The following is a 13,786-nucleotide window of genomic DNA, read 5'->3' as shown; positions in this document are numbered from 1 at the left end:
TGCCTACTAGGTTCGATTATCCCATTGCAGGCGGCACTGCGCCTGATCGCGCCTCAGGACGCAGCAATGGGAAGGCGATCACATCCCGAATGGACGGGCTGTCGGTGAGCAGCATCACCAGACGGTCAATGCCAATGCCGAGGCCACCTGTGGGGGGCATACCCACCTCCAGGGCATGAATGAAATCCTCGTCCACCTCCTGGGCTTCGTCGTCGCCGGCTGCTTTGCGGGCCATCTGGGATTCGAGCCGCTGGCGCTGATCGACCGGATCGATCAATTCGCTAAAGGCATTGGCTGTTTCACGGCCAACGATGAACAACTCAAAGCGCTCCACCAGGCCCGGCTTGCTGCGGTGGGCCCGCGCCAACGGTGAGTTCTCGACCGGGTAATCGATGACAAAGGTGGGCTGGATCAAGGTGCTCTCGACCTTCTGATCGAAGGCTTCCACCAGCAGACGGCCCACGGAGTCAGCCAGCTCTGGCACGGCCAAGCCCTGGGCTTGCATCGCCTCTGCCGCCTCAGCCCGGCTGCTGAAGCTGCTGAAGTCGAGGCCCGTCGCGTCGAGCACCAGCTCGTGCATCGTGGCCCGCCGCCAGGAAGGGGTCAGGTCAATCTCCGTGCCCTGGTAAGTGATGCGGGTCGTGCCGCAGACCTGCTGGCACACGTGAGCAATCAATTGCTCCGTGAGATCCATCATGTCGTTGTAATCGGCATAGGCCTGATACACCTCAATCGAGGTGAACTCAGGGTTGTGGCGCGTGCTGATGCCTTCGTTGCGGAAGATCCGGCCCAGCTCGTAGACCCGCTCAAAGCCCCCGACCACGAGGCGCTTGAGGTGCAATTCGGTGGCGATCCGCAGGGTCAGCGGAAGATCCAGGGCGTTGTGGTGGGTTTCGAAGGGACGGGCATCGGCACCACCGGGAACGCTTTGCAGCACCGGGGTTTCAATCTCAAGGAAGCCCCGCTCATCGAGCCAGCGGCGGATTGCACTAACCGCCACGGCCCGGCGGCGGAAGGTTTCCCGGGTATCGGGAGACACGATCAGGTCGAGATAGCGCTGGCGATAGCGCTTCTCCACATCGGCCAGGCCGTGCCACTTGTCGGGCAGGGGCTGCAAGCTCTTGCTGAGCATCTGCCAGTTCTTGACCTTCACCGACAGCTCACCCCGATCGGTGCGGCGCAGGCTGCCGCTGACCCCAATCAGGTCGCCTGCATCCACCAAGGAGGTCAGATGGCCAAAGGCGTCTCCGAGGGTCGCCTTCTCAATAAAGAGCTGGATCGGACCGGTCTCATCGGCCAGGGTGAAAAAGGCGAGCTTGCCCATGACCCGGCGCGTCATCACCCGGCCAGCCACCGCTACGGCCACGTCCCGCTCTTCGCCGTTGGGCAAGTCAGCGTGGGCCGTCTGCAGCTCAGCTGTGCGGTGGCTGGGCTCGAAGCGAAGGGCGTAGGGACCCTGGCCCAACTCCGCTAGGGCCTTGCCTTTCTCGAGGCGGGTCTCGCGCAGCTCAGACAAGGGACCGAATTAATCAGCGTTCGGCCATCCTGCAGGATCAGCTGGCGGCAGCCATTGGGGCGTTCTCGCCCATGCGCTGGGAGGCGTAGCCCGTACCGCGCACAGTCAAGATCAACTCCGGATTGCGGGGATCGGGCTCGAGCTTGCCCCGCAGACGGGCCACATAGACGTCCACGACCCGCAGGTCAGCGGCACGGCGTGGCGGATAGCCCCAAAGTTGCTCGAGAATCTCGGCCCGGGGAACCACCCGACCCGGCTCGCGGAACAGCAGCTCCAGCAGGCTGAATTCGGTGTAGGTCAGACCAATGCGCTCACCATCGCGGGTGACCTGACGGCGATTCGTGTCCACCACCAAATCACCAACCCGCAGCACCCCCTGACCGGCGGGAACATCGCGGGGCTCGTTGTTGGCCGAACCATGGCCCACACGGCGCAGAATCGTGGCAATCCGAGCCTCCAGCTCTTTGGGGCTAAAGGGCTTGGGCAGATAGTCATCAGCCCCCAGATCCAAACCGGCCACCCGCTCGGCAATGGCGTCCAGGGCCGAGAGGAAAATGATCGGAACGCAGGACTCAGCCCGCAAACGGCGGCAAACCGCGAAGCCATCGAGCTTCGGGAGCATCACATCGAGCACCACCAGGTCGGGCTGCTCTTTGTGAAACAGAGCAAGTGCTTCCTCGCCGTCTTCGGCGCAGACCACCCTGTAACCAGCCAGCTGGAGACGCATGACCAGCACCCGACGCACGGCAGGTTCGTCATCCACCACCATCACGGTGGCGCGCTGCTCTGACGAAGCCTCGACAGATGAGGCATCACTCTGTCGTTGCTGCTCGTCGAGCGGCATGCACTACACAGCGTGAAGAAGCGCAACGTTAACTCTCAGACCCCTGATGGCGATAGCCATTTGCAGGCGACCTGAGCTAAGCGAGCCGAGTCTTAAGCATTTCTCAAGGTCGGACTAGGGCCAACGTCCTGCCGCGTAGGCGTTCCACTGACGCTCTGCCTCAGCCAGGGCGGCGTCGCTGCTGATCTGGCCCAACATCGCCCGCTGAAGCTGGGTGTAAACGATGGCCTGAAGACGCTTTACCCCAGGACTGGCAGGCACCAGAACCCGCGCTGAGGACAGGGTTTGAGCGGAGAGCAAACGGGCCTGACGCACCAACCGCTCCGGCTGCGTTGCCGGTTCCTCAGCCTCCAAGGTCTCCTGGACCCGCTGCAGCGCCCCAATGGACGAAGGCAGCACCCGCGCCTGCTCAGCAAAGCGCGCTTGATTGCTGGCATCCGTGAGAAATAGAGCGAAGCGGGTCGCCGGCTCAGCCACCTTGCTCTGGCGAGGAATGGCCAGGGTCATCACCGCGACATTGGCGGCGCCGTTGGATCCGGCCAGGGGCGGATAGGGACGGGTGGCCGCGGCCACCTGAGGAGCATTGGTTTGGATGCTGCGCAGGAACTCCGCGCCGCTACCCACCTGGGCCAATTCACCGCTTTGGTAGAGCTCAATCGCGCGCCGGTAGCCCTGACTCACCACCTCGCGGGGCAGCAAGCCACGGCGATACAGATCGCTCCAAAAGGCAAAGGCCCGGCGCCCCGCTGGCGTGTTGAAGGCGGCCCGCTGACGCGCATCCAACAGCGTCACCCCCATCTGCACCAGCGACTCCAGCAGTTCCGCGGAGTCCTCGGGAACGACCGTGACAAAGAGTGCGTAGCGACCGGTGCGGCGTTTCACGGCTTCGGCGTAGGCCGGCACCTCAGCCCAGGTGCGCGGCGGCGCGCTGTAGCCGGCCTGGCTCAGGAGCTGAGTGTTGGCCAGGGTGATCCGGGCCGTCAGATACCAAGGAATGGCGAACTGCTGCGGCTGGCCATCGGGCGCGGCGCTTTGGCCCGCCTGCCAGATCAGCGGCAGATAGGTCTTTGAAGCGCCCTGGGGCAGCAGGGGCTCGAGGGGCTGCAGGCCACCTTTGCTGGCCAAATTGGCGGCGAAAAGCGGATTCAGGTTCACCACATCGGGTGCCGTGCGCGCAAACACTGCCGCCAGCAATTTGCGCTCGACCGAGCCCCAGGGAACATCGGTCCAGACCACGTCATAGCCGGGGTTCTGCTGCTCCCAGCGGGCAATGACGTCGTTGAGGTAGTCATTGAACTTGGGGGCTAAATCCAAAGTCCAAAACTGAATGGGTTGGCGCTCTGTGGCCTGGCGCCGAGCCGGGGAACAAGCCGCGAGAACCCCTGCCAAAGCCACGGCCGCCATCAACGCACCCGCCAGACGTTGTGGTCTCCTCATCCCCGGGCGGAGAGCAGTTTTCGCCAACGCAGCAGCAACAGCGAGCAAATCAGAGGTGCCAGCAAGGCCGTGATCAAAGCCTGAGCAGCCAGCAGCTGCAAGCCACCCTCCGGCAGAACGCCTAGGAACTGCCACTGCAACAGAAAGCTGCCCCCCAACAGCAAGCTGCCCAGGGCGGCCAGCAGGCCCAAATTGAAGCTGCGCTCAATCGGACTGCCCCGCCGGCCCAGCCGGCCCCACCACCAGCCCAGCAAAACCAAGGCCGGCAACTGGCTGACATCGCCGATATGCAAGCCATCGAGCAGCAGCCCCAACGCCAATCCTGCAAACGCCCCTGAGAACGACCCATCCGCCAAGGCCCAGGGCAACAGCCACAGCACCGCCCAACTGGGGGAGACGCCATCCAGGCTCAGCCAGCCCGGGGACAGCAAGGTCAAGGCCGGGACGGCCAGGGCAGAGCCCACGCTGAGGCCATGGCGGTGCAAGCCAGCCATGGCTAACGGGACGCCAACTGCACCCAATCGACCGCGTCGATCGGTGCGCTGAGCTGTACGACGGCATCAGGGGCGGGCACCAATTCCTCGTCCACGCTCTGAACGACACCCACCGTGAGGTTGGGGGGCAGCAAGGTGCTGGCCGGCGACGTGGTCACCACATCCCCAGGGCGCACCCCCGTGTCCTTGTCGAGGAACTGCAGCCGTGGCCGCGGCGTGTCGCCGCCAATCAACAGTCCATGGCGCTGAACCCGCGGAACCCAGACCCCCAGGCGGCTGGTGCTGTTGGTCAACAGGGCCACGCGGGCGGTGGTGGGGGTGACGCTGGCCACACGACCAATCAGCCCCCCGGGAGCCAGAACAGCCGAGCCAGCACGCACCCCCTGCAGGCTGCCCTTGCCCAACTCCAACTGCTGCCACCAACCGGAGGCCTGGCGGGAGATGACCGGAGCCGACACGCGAGCGCCCTTGGCTTGATCTAGAGCAATCAGCCCGCGCAAGCGGGCGTTGTCGCTCTCGAGCTGTTGGAGCCGGGTTTGCTGGTCCAACTGCTGGGCGGAGCGCAGCCATTCGGACTGCGCGGGACCTGGCCAAAAGGGACGGCTCAGCAGGGCATAGGCATCGAGCACGCCCGCCCCCTTACTGAGGCGAACCCCAGCCAACACGGCCAGCAGGAGCCACCAGGGCCAGGCCTGCAGGACTTTGTTGATGCGGCCAGCTATCGGTTTCACGCGCTCAGCCTGCTGAAGTCAGGGGTATCGAGCACCCGCTCCAGGGCCTTGTAGTCCTCGATGACCCGGCCGCAACCGTTGACCACACACAGCAAGGGGTCGTCGGCGATGTGCACCAGGATCCCGGTCTCATGGCTGATCAGGTCGGTGATGCCGCGAACCAAGGCACCGCCGCCAGCCAGCACGATGCCGCGGTCGACGATATCGGCGGCCAACTCCGGCGGGGTCCGCTCCAAGGTGCGTTTGACCGCCTCGACAATCACGTTGAGGGGCTCCGCCATGGCCTCGCGGATGTCTCCGGCGCGCACGGGAATCGTGCGGGGCAAGCCCGAGAGCAGATGCAAGCCCCGGACATCCATCGTCGATTCGTCGTGGGCGTCGTCGGGGAACGCCGAGCCAATCCGAATCTTGATCTCCTCGGCGGTCCGCTCACCAACCACCAGGTTGTGGACCTTTTTGAGATAGGTGCTGATCGAATCGCTGAGCTCATCGCCGGCGACCCGCACCGACTCGCTGAGCACCGTTCCCCCCAGCGACAGCACGGCCACCTCTGTGGTGCCACCGCCGATATCGACGATCATCGTGCCCACTGGCTCAGTGACGGGTAGCCCCGCACCAATCGCGGCCGCCACGGGCTCTTCAATCAAATGAACATTGCGTGCCCCCGCCAAGCCGGCTTCGCGCACCGCACGGCGCTCCACGCCGGTCACCCCACTGGGGATGCCGATGACCAAGCGGGGCGCCACGATGCCGCGGCCATCATTCCCTTTCTGAATGAAGGTCTTGATCATCTGTTCAGCGGCGTCGAAATCAGCGATGACGCCATCGCGCAAAGGACGCACCGCGCGAATGTTTCCAGGGGTGCGGCCCAGCATGAGCTTGGCCTCATCACCCACCGCGAGGGGCACACCTCGCTCAAGGTCAATTGCGACCACGGAGGGTTCCTGCAGAACGATCCCCTTGCCGGAGACGTACATCAGGGTGTTGGCCGTCCCGAGATCAATGCCAATGTCACGGGACAGCTGGAAACGCTTGAAGAACACAGACGTCCCCCCATACCGTCAAAGCATAGGTAGATCCTGCGATCTGACACCCTGCAAGACCCAGCCGCCACTGGGGTTTTGCGGCAGCGGTGACGCATCCGGGGCAAAGGGTGGAACTCTCACCTCGAAGCTCCCCTCCCGGGGACTGCATCATTGATCCAACGCAAACGCAGGAGAACGCCATGGGCGTCAATTCCGTGACCCTGGTAGGCCGGGCTGGCCGCGACCCCGAAGTGCGCTACTTCGAGTCCGGCAGCATGGTCGCCAACCTGACCATTGCGGTGAACCGCCGCAGCAACAACGACGAACCCGACTGGTTCAACCTGGAGATCTGGGGCAAGCAAGCCCAGGTAGCCGCTGATTACGTCCGCAAGGGCTCCCTGCTGGGGATCATCGGCAGCTTCAAGCTGGACCGCTGGACGGACCGCAACAGCGGGGAAGAGCGCAGCAAACCCGTGGTCCGCGTCGATCGCCTCGAACTCCTGGGCTCCAAGCGTGACGCCGAAGCCAATGGCTATGGCGGCGGTGGTTTCGGTGGCGGCGCCCCCAGCGAAGAAGAAGTGCCGTTCTGATCACCAGCTGACTGGACACGAGCACAAAAAAGCCCGGTCTGAATTCGACCGGGGCTTGTCAAGAGAAGCCCCTCAACGCTGAGGGGCTTTGTTGTGCCCGGACTCAGTAGCGGTAGTGCTCGAGCTTGTAGGGGCCTTCCACAGGAACGTTGATGTAAGCAGCCTGCTCAGCGGAGAGCTCAGTGAGCTTGGCGCCGATCTTCTCGAGGTGAAGGCGAGCCACCATTTCATCGAGGTGCTTGGGCAGCACGTAGACCTCTTTGGCGTACTGAGCACCCTTGGTGAAGAGCTCGATCTGAGCCAGCACCTGGTTGGTGAAGGAGTTGCTCATCACGAAGCTGGGGTGGCCGGTGGCACAACCCAGGTTCACCAGACGACCCTCGGCCAGCAGCAGGATCTTGTTGCCGCTGGGCAGAGTGATGTGGTCGACCTGGGGCTTGATGTTCTCCCAGGTGTACTGCTTCAGGGAGGCGACATCGATTTCGTTATCGAAGTGGCCGATGTTGCAAACGATCGCCTGATCCTTCATCTGGATCAAGTGCTCATGGCGGATCACCTGGAAGTTGCCAGTGGCGGTGACAAAGATGTCAACGTCACCAACCACGTGCTCCAGACGGACGACGCGATAGCCCTCCATCGCGGCCTGCAGGGCGCAGATCGGATCGATCTCCGCAATCATCACGGTGGCGCCAAGACCACGCAGGGACTGGGCAGAACCCTTGCCCACATCGCCGTAGCCGAGCACCAGGGCGACCTTGCCAGCCACCATCACGTCAGTGGCGCGCTTGATGCTGTCCACCAGGGACTCGCGGCAGCCATAGAGGTTGTCGAACTTGCTCTTGGTGACCGAGTCGTTGACGTTGATGGCGGGGAAGGGCAGCTCGCCGCTCTTCTGCAATTGATAGAGACGGGCCACACCCGTGGTGGTCTCCTCGGTCACACCCTGGATCTGGGCCTTGATCCGGGAATAGAAGCCAGGCTGAGCAGCCAGCTTCTGGCGAATGCTGTTGAAGAGTGCGGTCTCTTCTTCGTTGCTGGGGTTGTCCAGCACAGAAAGATCGCTCTCGGCCTTGGTGCCCAGGATCACGAGGCCGGTGGCATCGCCGCCGTCATCGAGGATCATGTTGGGAGTACCGCCGTCGCCCCACTCCAGGATGCGGTGGGTGAAGGCCCAGTACTCATCGAGGGTCTCGCCCTTGTAGGCGAAAACGGGGATGCCAGCTGCAGCGATCGCAGCAGCGGCGTGGTCCTGGGTGGAGAAGATGTTGCAGCTGGCCCAGCGGACTTCGGCGCCCAAAGCCACCAGGGTTTCGATCAGAACGGCGGTCTGAATCGTCATATGCAGGGAACCCGCAATGCGGGCACCCTTGAGGGGCTGCTCAGCGCCGTACTTGCTGCGCAGGGCCACCAGACCGGGCATCTCGGTCTCAGCAATTTCGATCTCCTTACGGCCGAAATCAGCCAGACCCAGATCAGCGATCACATAGGTACTGGTGCTCTGCAGTGCAGGCGCAGTGGGGGTAGCCACCATGGTTTGTTGTGCTTGAGGTGAGTGCATCTCGCCATCCGAGGGAGATCCCGGCGGGGAAGGCAAGAGGGTTGGAATATCTGCAGAGACGCCGAGGCTTCGGGCTCGCTTCAGACCAATCTATCGGGATGCAAGAACAGAGCGTGCAGCTAGCGGATGCAGCAGCCACCCAGGACCTGGGCCAACGGCTGGCCCTGGACTGGCTCGCATTGCCGAATCCAAAACCGATCCTGCTATTGGAGGGGGATCTGGGGGCCGGAAAAACCTCGCTGGTGCAAGGGATTGCGCAAGCTCTGGAGATCGATGAACCCATCACCAGTCCCACCTTTGCCCTGGCGCAGCACTACCGAGGCAAAACAGGGGCCCTGGTCCACCTGGACCTCTACCGCCTGGAACTCCCCTCCGCAGCCGATGAGCTCTTCTGCCAAGAAGAAGAGGAAGCCGAGGCGCTTGGGGCCTTGATGGCGGTGGAATGGCCTGGACGACTGAGCTTTAGACCCGAAGAGGCCTGGATCCTGCACTTGGACCTGCTGGATCCAGGCGATCCCGAGGCCGGCCGGATGGCCAGGCTGCAGCGCTAGCGCTGCAGAAATCGCTGAACGGCAGCGGCATCCGGCTGGGGATCAATCGCCCCAGCACCACCACAGACCAAGGCCCCGCAGGCGGCGGCAAAACGCAGCATCTGCTCAGGGGGCACCGAACCCTGCACGAGCTGGTGCAGCAGACCCGAACTGAAGGCATCTCCCGCGCCGGTGGTATCCACCACCTGGGGTGGCGCTAGGGCCTCCAGCGCCCCGGATGCGCCGCCTAAACACCACCGCACAGGGTTTCCGCCATCGGTCACCACCACATCGGGTGCCTTGGGAAGGTCGGCTGAGATCAAGCTCGGATCAGCCGTGCCAAACAACCAGAGGGCCTCTTCCTTGGCAAGCTTCAACAGTGATGCCGCAGCGACCAGAGGCTGCATCGCGCTCAAGGCCCCGGGATCCGGTCCCGCAGCAGGATCACGGTTTTCATCCCAAAAGGTGGGGCGCCAATTGACGTCCAAGGCAATTCGCACGCCTGCGCCCTTGGCCTGATCCAAGGCCCAGCGCAAGCTTTCCGCGGATGCCGCCGTGGCCAGCGGAATCGTTCCCACCAGGAGCCATTGGGCTTGGGCAGCCAGGGGGGGCCAGGCCGCTTGCAGCTCCGAGCAATCCAGGGCTTGGTCCGAAAAGCCCTGCCCCTGATCCCCTGCAAATCCCTGGAAGACCCGCTCCCCATCGGCATGGCGGCGCACCAGAACAACGCGACTCGGGCGCGTGGCATCCCGTTGCAAACCCGCAAGCTCCACGCCGCGGCTGGCCATCAACCGTTTAAAGGACTCCCCGATCGCATCCCGCCCCAAGCGACCAACGAAGGCCGAGGGGGTACCCAAGCGAGCCAAGGCGCAGGCGACATTCGCCGGAGCTCCGCCCAGTCGATCGTCGCACTGGTCCCGTGGTGCCGTCGCCGGATCTCCCCCCAATGGCCCCAGTCGATCCACCAGGGCCTCGCCCAGACAAATCACCTTGGGAGCTGGGTTCATCGATCAGGCCGCGTCGGTTCCCTCCTCAGGGTGGAGACGCGCAAGCAATGCGGCAATGATCCGCACATTGGCTGCTGGGAACGGAAAGTCACCGAGCTGCTGGGCTTTCACCCAACGCACCTGCTGCGAGGCCAAGGGCTGCGGCTCCCCCGAGCACCACTGGCAGAGATGCACAACGAAACGCAACCGCTTATGACTGTAAGCGTGATCGATGCTGATCAACTCCTCACCCACCTCCACCTCAATAGCCAGCTCCTCCTGCAACTCGCGGCAGATGGTGGCCTCAATGGCCTCGCCAGGCTCCTGCTTCCCGCCGGGGAATTCCCAAAGCCCGCCCAGCAGACCCTCATTCAGGCGCTGATCAATCAGAACCTCGCCGGTGTCGTTGAGCACCACGCCGACGCCAATGACCTGAAAGGGCAATTCTCGCGGGGCTTCCTTCACGGGATAGGTGGCTGGATCGCCGGAAGCGTAGGCAGCGCAGTGGTCGATCCAGGGGCATTGGAGACAGCTGGGGTTTTTGGGGGTGCAGACCGTGGCCCCGAGATCCATCAGGGCTTGGTTGAAGGAGCGGGGATGCTCTCTCGAAAGCAGCTTCTCGCTTAGAGCCCAGAGCTCATTGCTATTGCGAGCCGGGGGCATGGGACTGGCGGTCAAACGCGAGAGCACCCGCCTGACGTTGCCATCAAGGATCGGAAAGGGCAGATCAAACGCCGACGAGAGGATGCTTCCGGCGGTGCTCGGACCAATGCCCGGCAGAACCAACCAACTCTCGAGGTCACGGGGCCATCGGTCGAACTCATCGTCCGTAAGACCTTGCCCGTAGGTCCTCAGGAACTGCTGGGCCCCTTGATGAAGTCGGCGAGCGCGGGAGTAATAGCCAAGGCCTTGCCAGAGCAACAGGACCTCTTGCTCATCGGCTTCCGCTAGGGCCTGAAGCGTGGAGAAGCGCCCCATCCAGCGGTGCCAATAGGGGAGCACGACCTGCAGCTGGGTCTGCTGGAGCATGACCTCTGCAACCCAGATCGGATAAGGGTTCAGCACTTCCTGGGAAGCTTGCGCACGTCCCTGGGCAGTCAGTTTCCAAGGAATCCCGTGACGGCCATGGGCCAGCCACCAATGCAGAAGCCCAGCTCGGAGAGTGTCGCTGAGGCTGACCGGAGTCTTCAAACTTGTGCCAACACCTCGGACGGGGGGCCGTCTGCAACGACACGTCCATGGTCCAAGCGGATCACACGGTCGCACTTGGCAACCGTGCTCAAACGGTGGGCAATCATGACGACCGTGAGATTGCGATCCAATTGGTTGATCGCATCCATCACCGCCTGCTCAGTGCTGTTATCCAAGGCGCTCGTCGCTTCGTCCAAGATCAACACCTGGGCCTGCTTGTAGAGCGCACGGGCAATACCCAAGCGCTGGCGTTGACCACCACTCAAACGAATGCCGCGCTCCCCCACAAAACTTTCGTAGCCATCTGGGCTGGCTTCGACAAGGGATGCGATCTGCGCTTGACGGGAAGCGAGCCGGACACGATCGAAATCGATCTGGTCCTTAGGCACCCCGAAGGCAATATTTTCAGCAATTGAACTATCTGCCAGATAAATACTTTGAGGCACATGGGCAATCGCCGAACGCCAAGCCAATAGACGTTCAGGGTGATTCGAATCATGCAAATCAAGATCGTCTACAAGAATCTGACCATCTGTGGGCGCCAACAAACCCATCAACAAATCCACTGTCGTGCTTTTGCCGCTGCCCGTTGAACCGATTAAGCCAACACGTTGACCAAGTCCAATGGACATGGATAAGTCGTCCAAAACCCTAGAGGTCTCTTGTCCATAAGAAAAACATACATTTTGGAAATGAATCCCATCATTCAAAACAAGCCTGGATTGGCACTTCAAAGCTGAGGGCAAGGGCTGCTCAAGCATGTTCAACACCCCTTCCAAGTCAGCCGAATAACCTTTCAACTGGGACCATCCGCTGTAAGCCTGTTGCATGGCGGGCAACAGTCGCTGAGCGCCAAGTGCAAATGCACCAAGGAGGGGAATCGCAGCTGAGCCACTGCCTTTGCTGAGCACAAGAGCGAAGGCCAGAAACGCGATCGCCAACAACCCCAAGGCCTCTAGAGCAAAGCGGGGAAAAGTACTCAGAAACTGATTTTTGGCTTGAAACTGTCGCTGGGGTCGGTCTGATGAACGGTAGATCTCCAAGTAAGCCGGCTGCGTTCCATCCAGCAAGACCTCACGAATCGCACCCAGGCCTTCCTGCAATGCCTTCACAGTCCGGGCAGCACTAGCATTAATGATGGAACTATTTCTAGCCAGCTTTTTCTTTGAAAGAAATGCAATAAACCAATATGCTCCACCAAACAACACAGCCGCACCTGCTGCAACGGCCCAATCAATCCACAACAAGCCAAACAACAGGGAGGTCGAAACAACAACGGCCGTACAGGTAACCAGGAATGCATCGATTGCTGCAACTGCCCTGCCGATTTGGTTCGTGACCGAATTAATCACTGTGCTGCTATTACGCTGCACATGTAACGTATAAGGCTGGTACAGGGTACGCCGGTAGGCTTCACAGCTCAGATCAGAGCCAATCGCTGCGGCCAGTTGCCCGCCAAGCCAAAGGTTGAACAAACGCACACATGCCGCTGCTACTGCAGCAAAAGCGAAGATCCCTGCAGAGGGAATTAAGAGCTGATCGGGAGAAGTCCACCCAGCCATGCCAGCCAACTGCTGAACCCCGGACCATCGCCAGATGACTTCTGGCTCTGTCAACACAGCCAAGAATGGCAAGACCGATCCCAGAGAGACCAACTCGGCGGCGGCTGCAGCAAGGGTGACCAGGCTCAACAGAACAAGCTGTCGCTTGCGTCTGCCGCTGAGGTGACCGGCAAGTCCGAGCAAGAGTTGTCGGGTCGAACTCACACTCGAACCTGAACGCGTTGGCCGAGGGTAGGCCTTAAACCGCCACGTAGGCCTGAACGTTCTGGCTCAAGCGACGCAGACCAGCCAAACCATCACGCTCGAGGTTCCGAACGCGGTCGCGACTGATGCCCAGCACCCGGCCTATACCTGTCAGGCTCATCGGCTCATCGGGATCGGGCACGTCACGGCAGGGAATCGCGTAACGCATCTTCAGGACGCGCCCCTGCAGGTCCGGCAGTTGGTCCAGCAGACCACGCATGTCCATCCGCAGGCACTCCCCATCCACCAGCTCTGACGGCTGAGTGCCATCGGCCGCCAGCAGGTCCAGCAGCTCCGTGTCATCCCCATCGCCAACCTTGGTCTCCAGGCTCACGGGCTGACGCGCGCGGCAGAGCAGGTCCTTCACCTCCTCCTCCGGCAGGTCCACAAATTCCGCCAGCTCCGTCACGGTCGGGGTGCGGCCCAGCTCTTGGCTGAGCTCCCGCTGGCCCTTCTTGAGCTTGTTCAGCGTCTCGGTGATGTGGATCGGCAGACGGATCGTTCTGCTCTTCTCCGCAATCGCCCGCGTGATCCCCTGGCGGATCCACCAATACGCATAGGTACTGAACTTGTAGCCCCGGGTCGGGTCGAACTTCTCGACGCCCCGCACCAGGCCGATGGTTCCCTCCTGGATCAAGTCCAGGAGCTCCATGTTCCGCTTGGTGTACTTCTTGGCCACGCTCACCACCAAGCGCAAGTTGGCGGCCACCATCCGCTCCTTGGCGCGCTGACCACTACGGAGCCTTTTCTTGAGTTGCACGGGGGTCAGGCCGGCCTCCTTCGCCAAGACAGCAGCCGAGGGCTTCTCCACCCCCTCGCGGCTGGCCAGCTCCTGCTCCAGCACCTCTAGCGCCACCAATTCCTGGACCTGACGGCCCAGGGTGATCTCCTGCTCGTGGGTCAGCAGCGGCACCCGGCCGATGTCCCGCAGATACGAGCGCACCAGGTCCGTTCCACCAGCCAGCGCGGTCTCGCGCTCTGCGGCAGCGGGTCGGCTCGGAGCGATTGCAACGACCACGGCTCGAAACGTGAACTGATGTAAAGCCTACCCTGAAGAAGTGTAAAGCGACTCTCAGGAA

At 62.3% G+C, this 13,786-nt stretch carries 13 protein-coding genes; 2 read left to right on the top strand and 11 right to left on the bottom strand.

Annotated features, from left to right (window positions below; genetic code table 11):
* Positions 1-16: 16 nt before the first annotated feature.
* From lysS to MY494_RS08165, 6 genes are all read right to left on the bottom strand, one after another.
* Positions 17-1,516, bottom strand: coding sequence for a lysine--tRNA ligase (gene lysS, locus MY494_RS08190; protein WP_247909760.1), 1,500 nt, complete (start codon positions 1,514-1,516; stop codon positions 17-19).
* Between the two features lie 37 nt (positions 1,517-1,553).
* Positions 1,554-2,360, bottom strand: coding sequence for a response regulator transcription factor RpaB (rpaB, locus tag MY494_RS08185; RefSeq protein ID WP_371820576.1), 807 nt, complete (start codon positions 2,358-2,360; stop codon positions 1,554-1,556).
* 114 nt (positions 2,361-2,474) lie between these two features.
* Positions 2,475-3,797, bottom strand: coding sequence for a sugar ABC transporter substrate-binding protein (locus MY494_RS08180; RefSeq protein ID WP_247909758.1), 1,323 nt, complete (start codon positions 3,795-3,797; stop codon positions 2,475-2,477).
* Entirely contained in the window at positions 3,794-4,291 is a 498-nt protein-coding gene (locus tag MY494_RS08175) for a rod shape-determining protein MreD (protein ID WP_247909757.1), read from the bottom strand. Before MY494_RS08175 ends, MY494_RS08180 begins: the two co-directional genes overlap by 4 nt.
* Positions 4,292-4,293: 2 nt before the next feature.
* Positions 4,294-5,013: a rod shape-determining protein MreC gene (gene mreC / locus MY494_RS08170; protein WP_247911999.1), complete on the bottom strand. Its 720-nt coding sequence runs from the start codon at positions 5,011-5,013 to the stop codon at positions 4,294-4,296.
* Positions 5,014-5,018: 5 nt separating this feature from the next.
* Positions 5,019-6,065 (bottom strand): rod shape-determining protein, encoded by a 1,047-nt coding sequence (locus MY494_RS08165; protein ID WP_256463402.1) that lies wholly within the window; start codon positions 6,063-6,065, stop codon positions 5,019-5,021.
* Between the two features lie 182 nt (positions 6,066-6,247).
* On the opposite strand from MY494_RS08165, the gene MY494_RS08160 reads away from it, so the two are divergent.
* Positions 6,248-6,637 carry a single-stranded DNA-binding protein gene (locus MY494_RS08160; RefSeq protein WP_247909755.1) on the top strand — a complete coding sequence of 130 codons (390 nt, stop codon included), beginning with the start codon at positions 6,248-6,250 and terminating at the stop codon, positions 6,635-6,637.
* A gap of 103 nt (positions 6,638-6,740) precedes the next feature.
* Here the strand turns inward: MY494_RS08160 and ahcY are convergent, their stop codons facing one another.
* Positions 6,741-8,168 (bottom strand): adenosylhomocysteinase, encoded by a 1,428-nt coding sequence (gene ahcY, locus MY494_RS08155; RefSeq protein WP_247909754.1) that lies wholly within the window; start codon positions 8,166-8,168, stop codon positions 6,741-6,743.
* Positions 8,169-8,293: 125 nt separating this feature from the next.
* On the opposite strand from ahcY, the gene tsaE reads away from it, so the two are divergent.
* Positions 8,294-8,746, top strand: coding sequence for a tRNA (adenosine(37)-N6)-threonylcarbamoyltransferase complex ATPase subunit type 1 TsaE (tsaE, locus tag MY494_RS08150; protein WP_247909752.1), 453 nt, complete (start codon positions 8,294-8,296; stop codon positions 8,744-8,746).
* On the opposite strand, the gene MY494_RS08145 is transcribed toward tsaE, so the two are convergent.
* Genes MY494_RS08145 through MY494_RS08130 form a run of 4 tightly spaced genes read right to left on the bottom strand, consistent with a single transcriptional unit; the run spans position 8,743 to position 13,713 of the window.
* Complete coding sequence (locus MY494_RS08145; RefSeq protein ID WP_247909750.1) at positions 8,743-9,732, bottom strand: carbohydrate kinase; 990 nt, start codon at positions 9,730-9,732, stop codon at positions 8,743-8,745. The two genes, tsaE and MY494_RS08145, sit on opposite strands and share 4 nt — an antisense overlap.
* 3 nt (positions 9,733-9,735) lie before the next feature.
* The gene (mutY, locus tag MY494_RS08140; protein WP_247909748.1) at positions 9,736-10,902 is read right to left on the bottom strand and encodes an A/G-specific adenine glycosylase; all 1,167 of its coding nucleotides are present in this window, start codon (positions 10,900-10,902) and stop codon (positions 9,736-9,738) included.
* Positions 10,899-12,647 carry an ABC transporter ATP-binding protein gene (locus MY494_RS08135; protein ID WP_247909746.1) on the bottom strand — a complete coding sequence of 583 codons (1,749 nt, stop codon included), beginning with the start codon at positions 12,645-12,647 and terminating at the stop codon, positions 10,899-10,901. The genes mutY and MY494_RS08135 overlap by 4 nt, the downstream gene beginning before the upstream one ends.
* Positions 12,648-12,702: 55 nt before the next feature.
* Positions 12,703-13,713 carry an RpoD/SigA family RNA polymerase sigma factor gene (locus MY494_RS08130; RefSeq protein ID WP_305852215.1) on the bottom strand — a complete coding sequence of 337 codons (1,011 nt, stop codon included), beginning with the start codon at positions 13,711-13,713 and terminating at the stop codon, positions 12,703-12,705.
* Between the last annotated feature and the right edge of the window lie 73 nt (positions 13,714-13,786).

Source organism: Synechococcus sp. A10-1-5-1, assembly GCF_023115425.1.
In the GTDB taxonomy this organism is placed as follows: Bacteria; Cyanobacteriota; Cyanobacteriia; order PCC-6307; family Cyanobiaceae; genus Vulcanococcus.
This window is presented reverse-complemented; position numbering and strand designations above follow the sequence as displayed.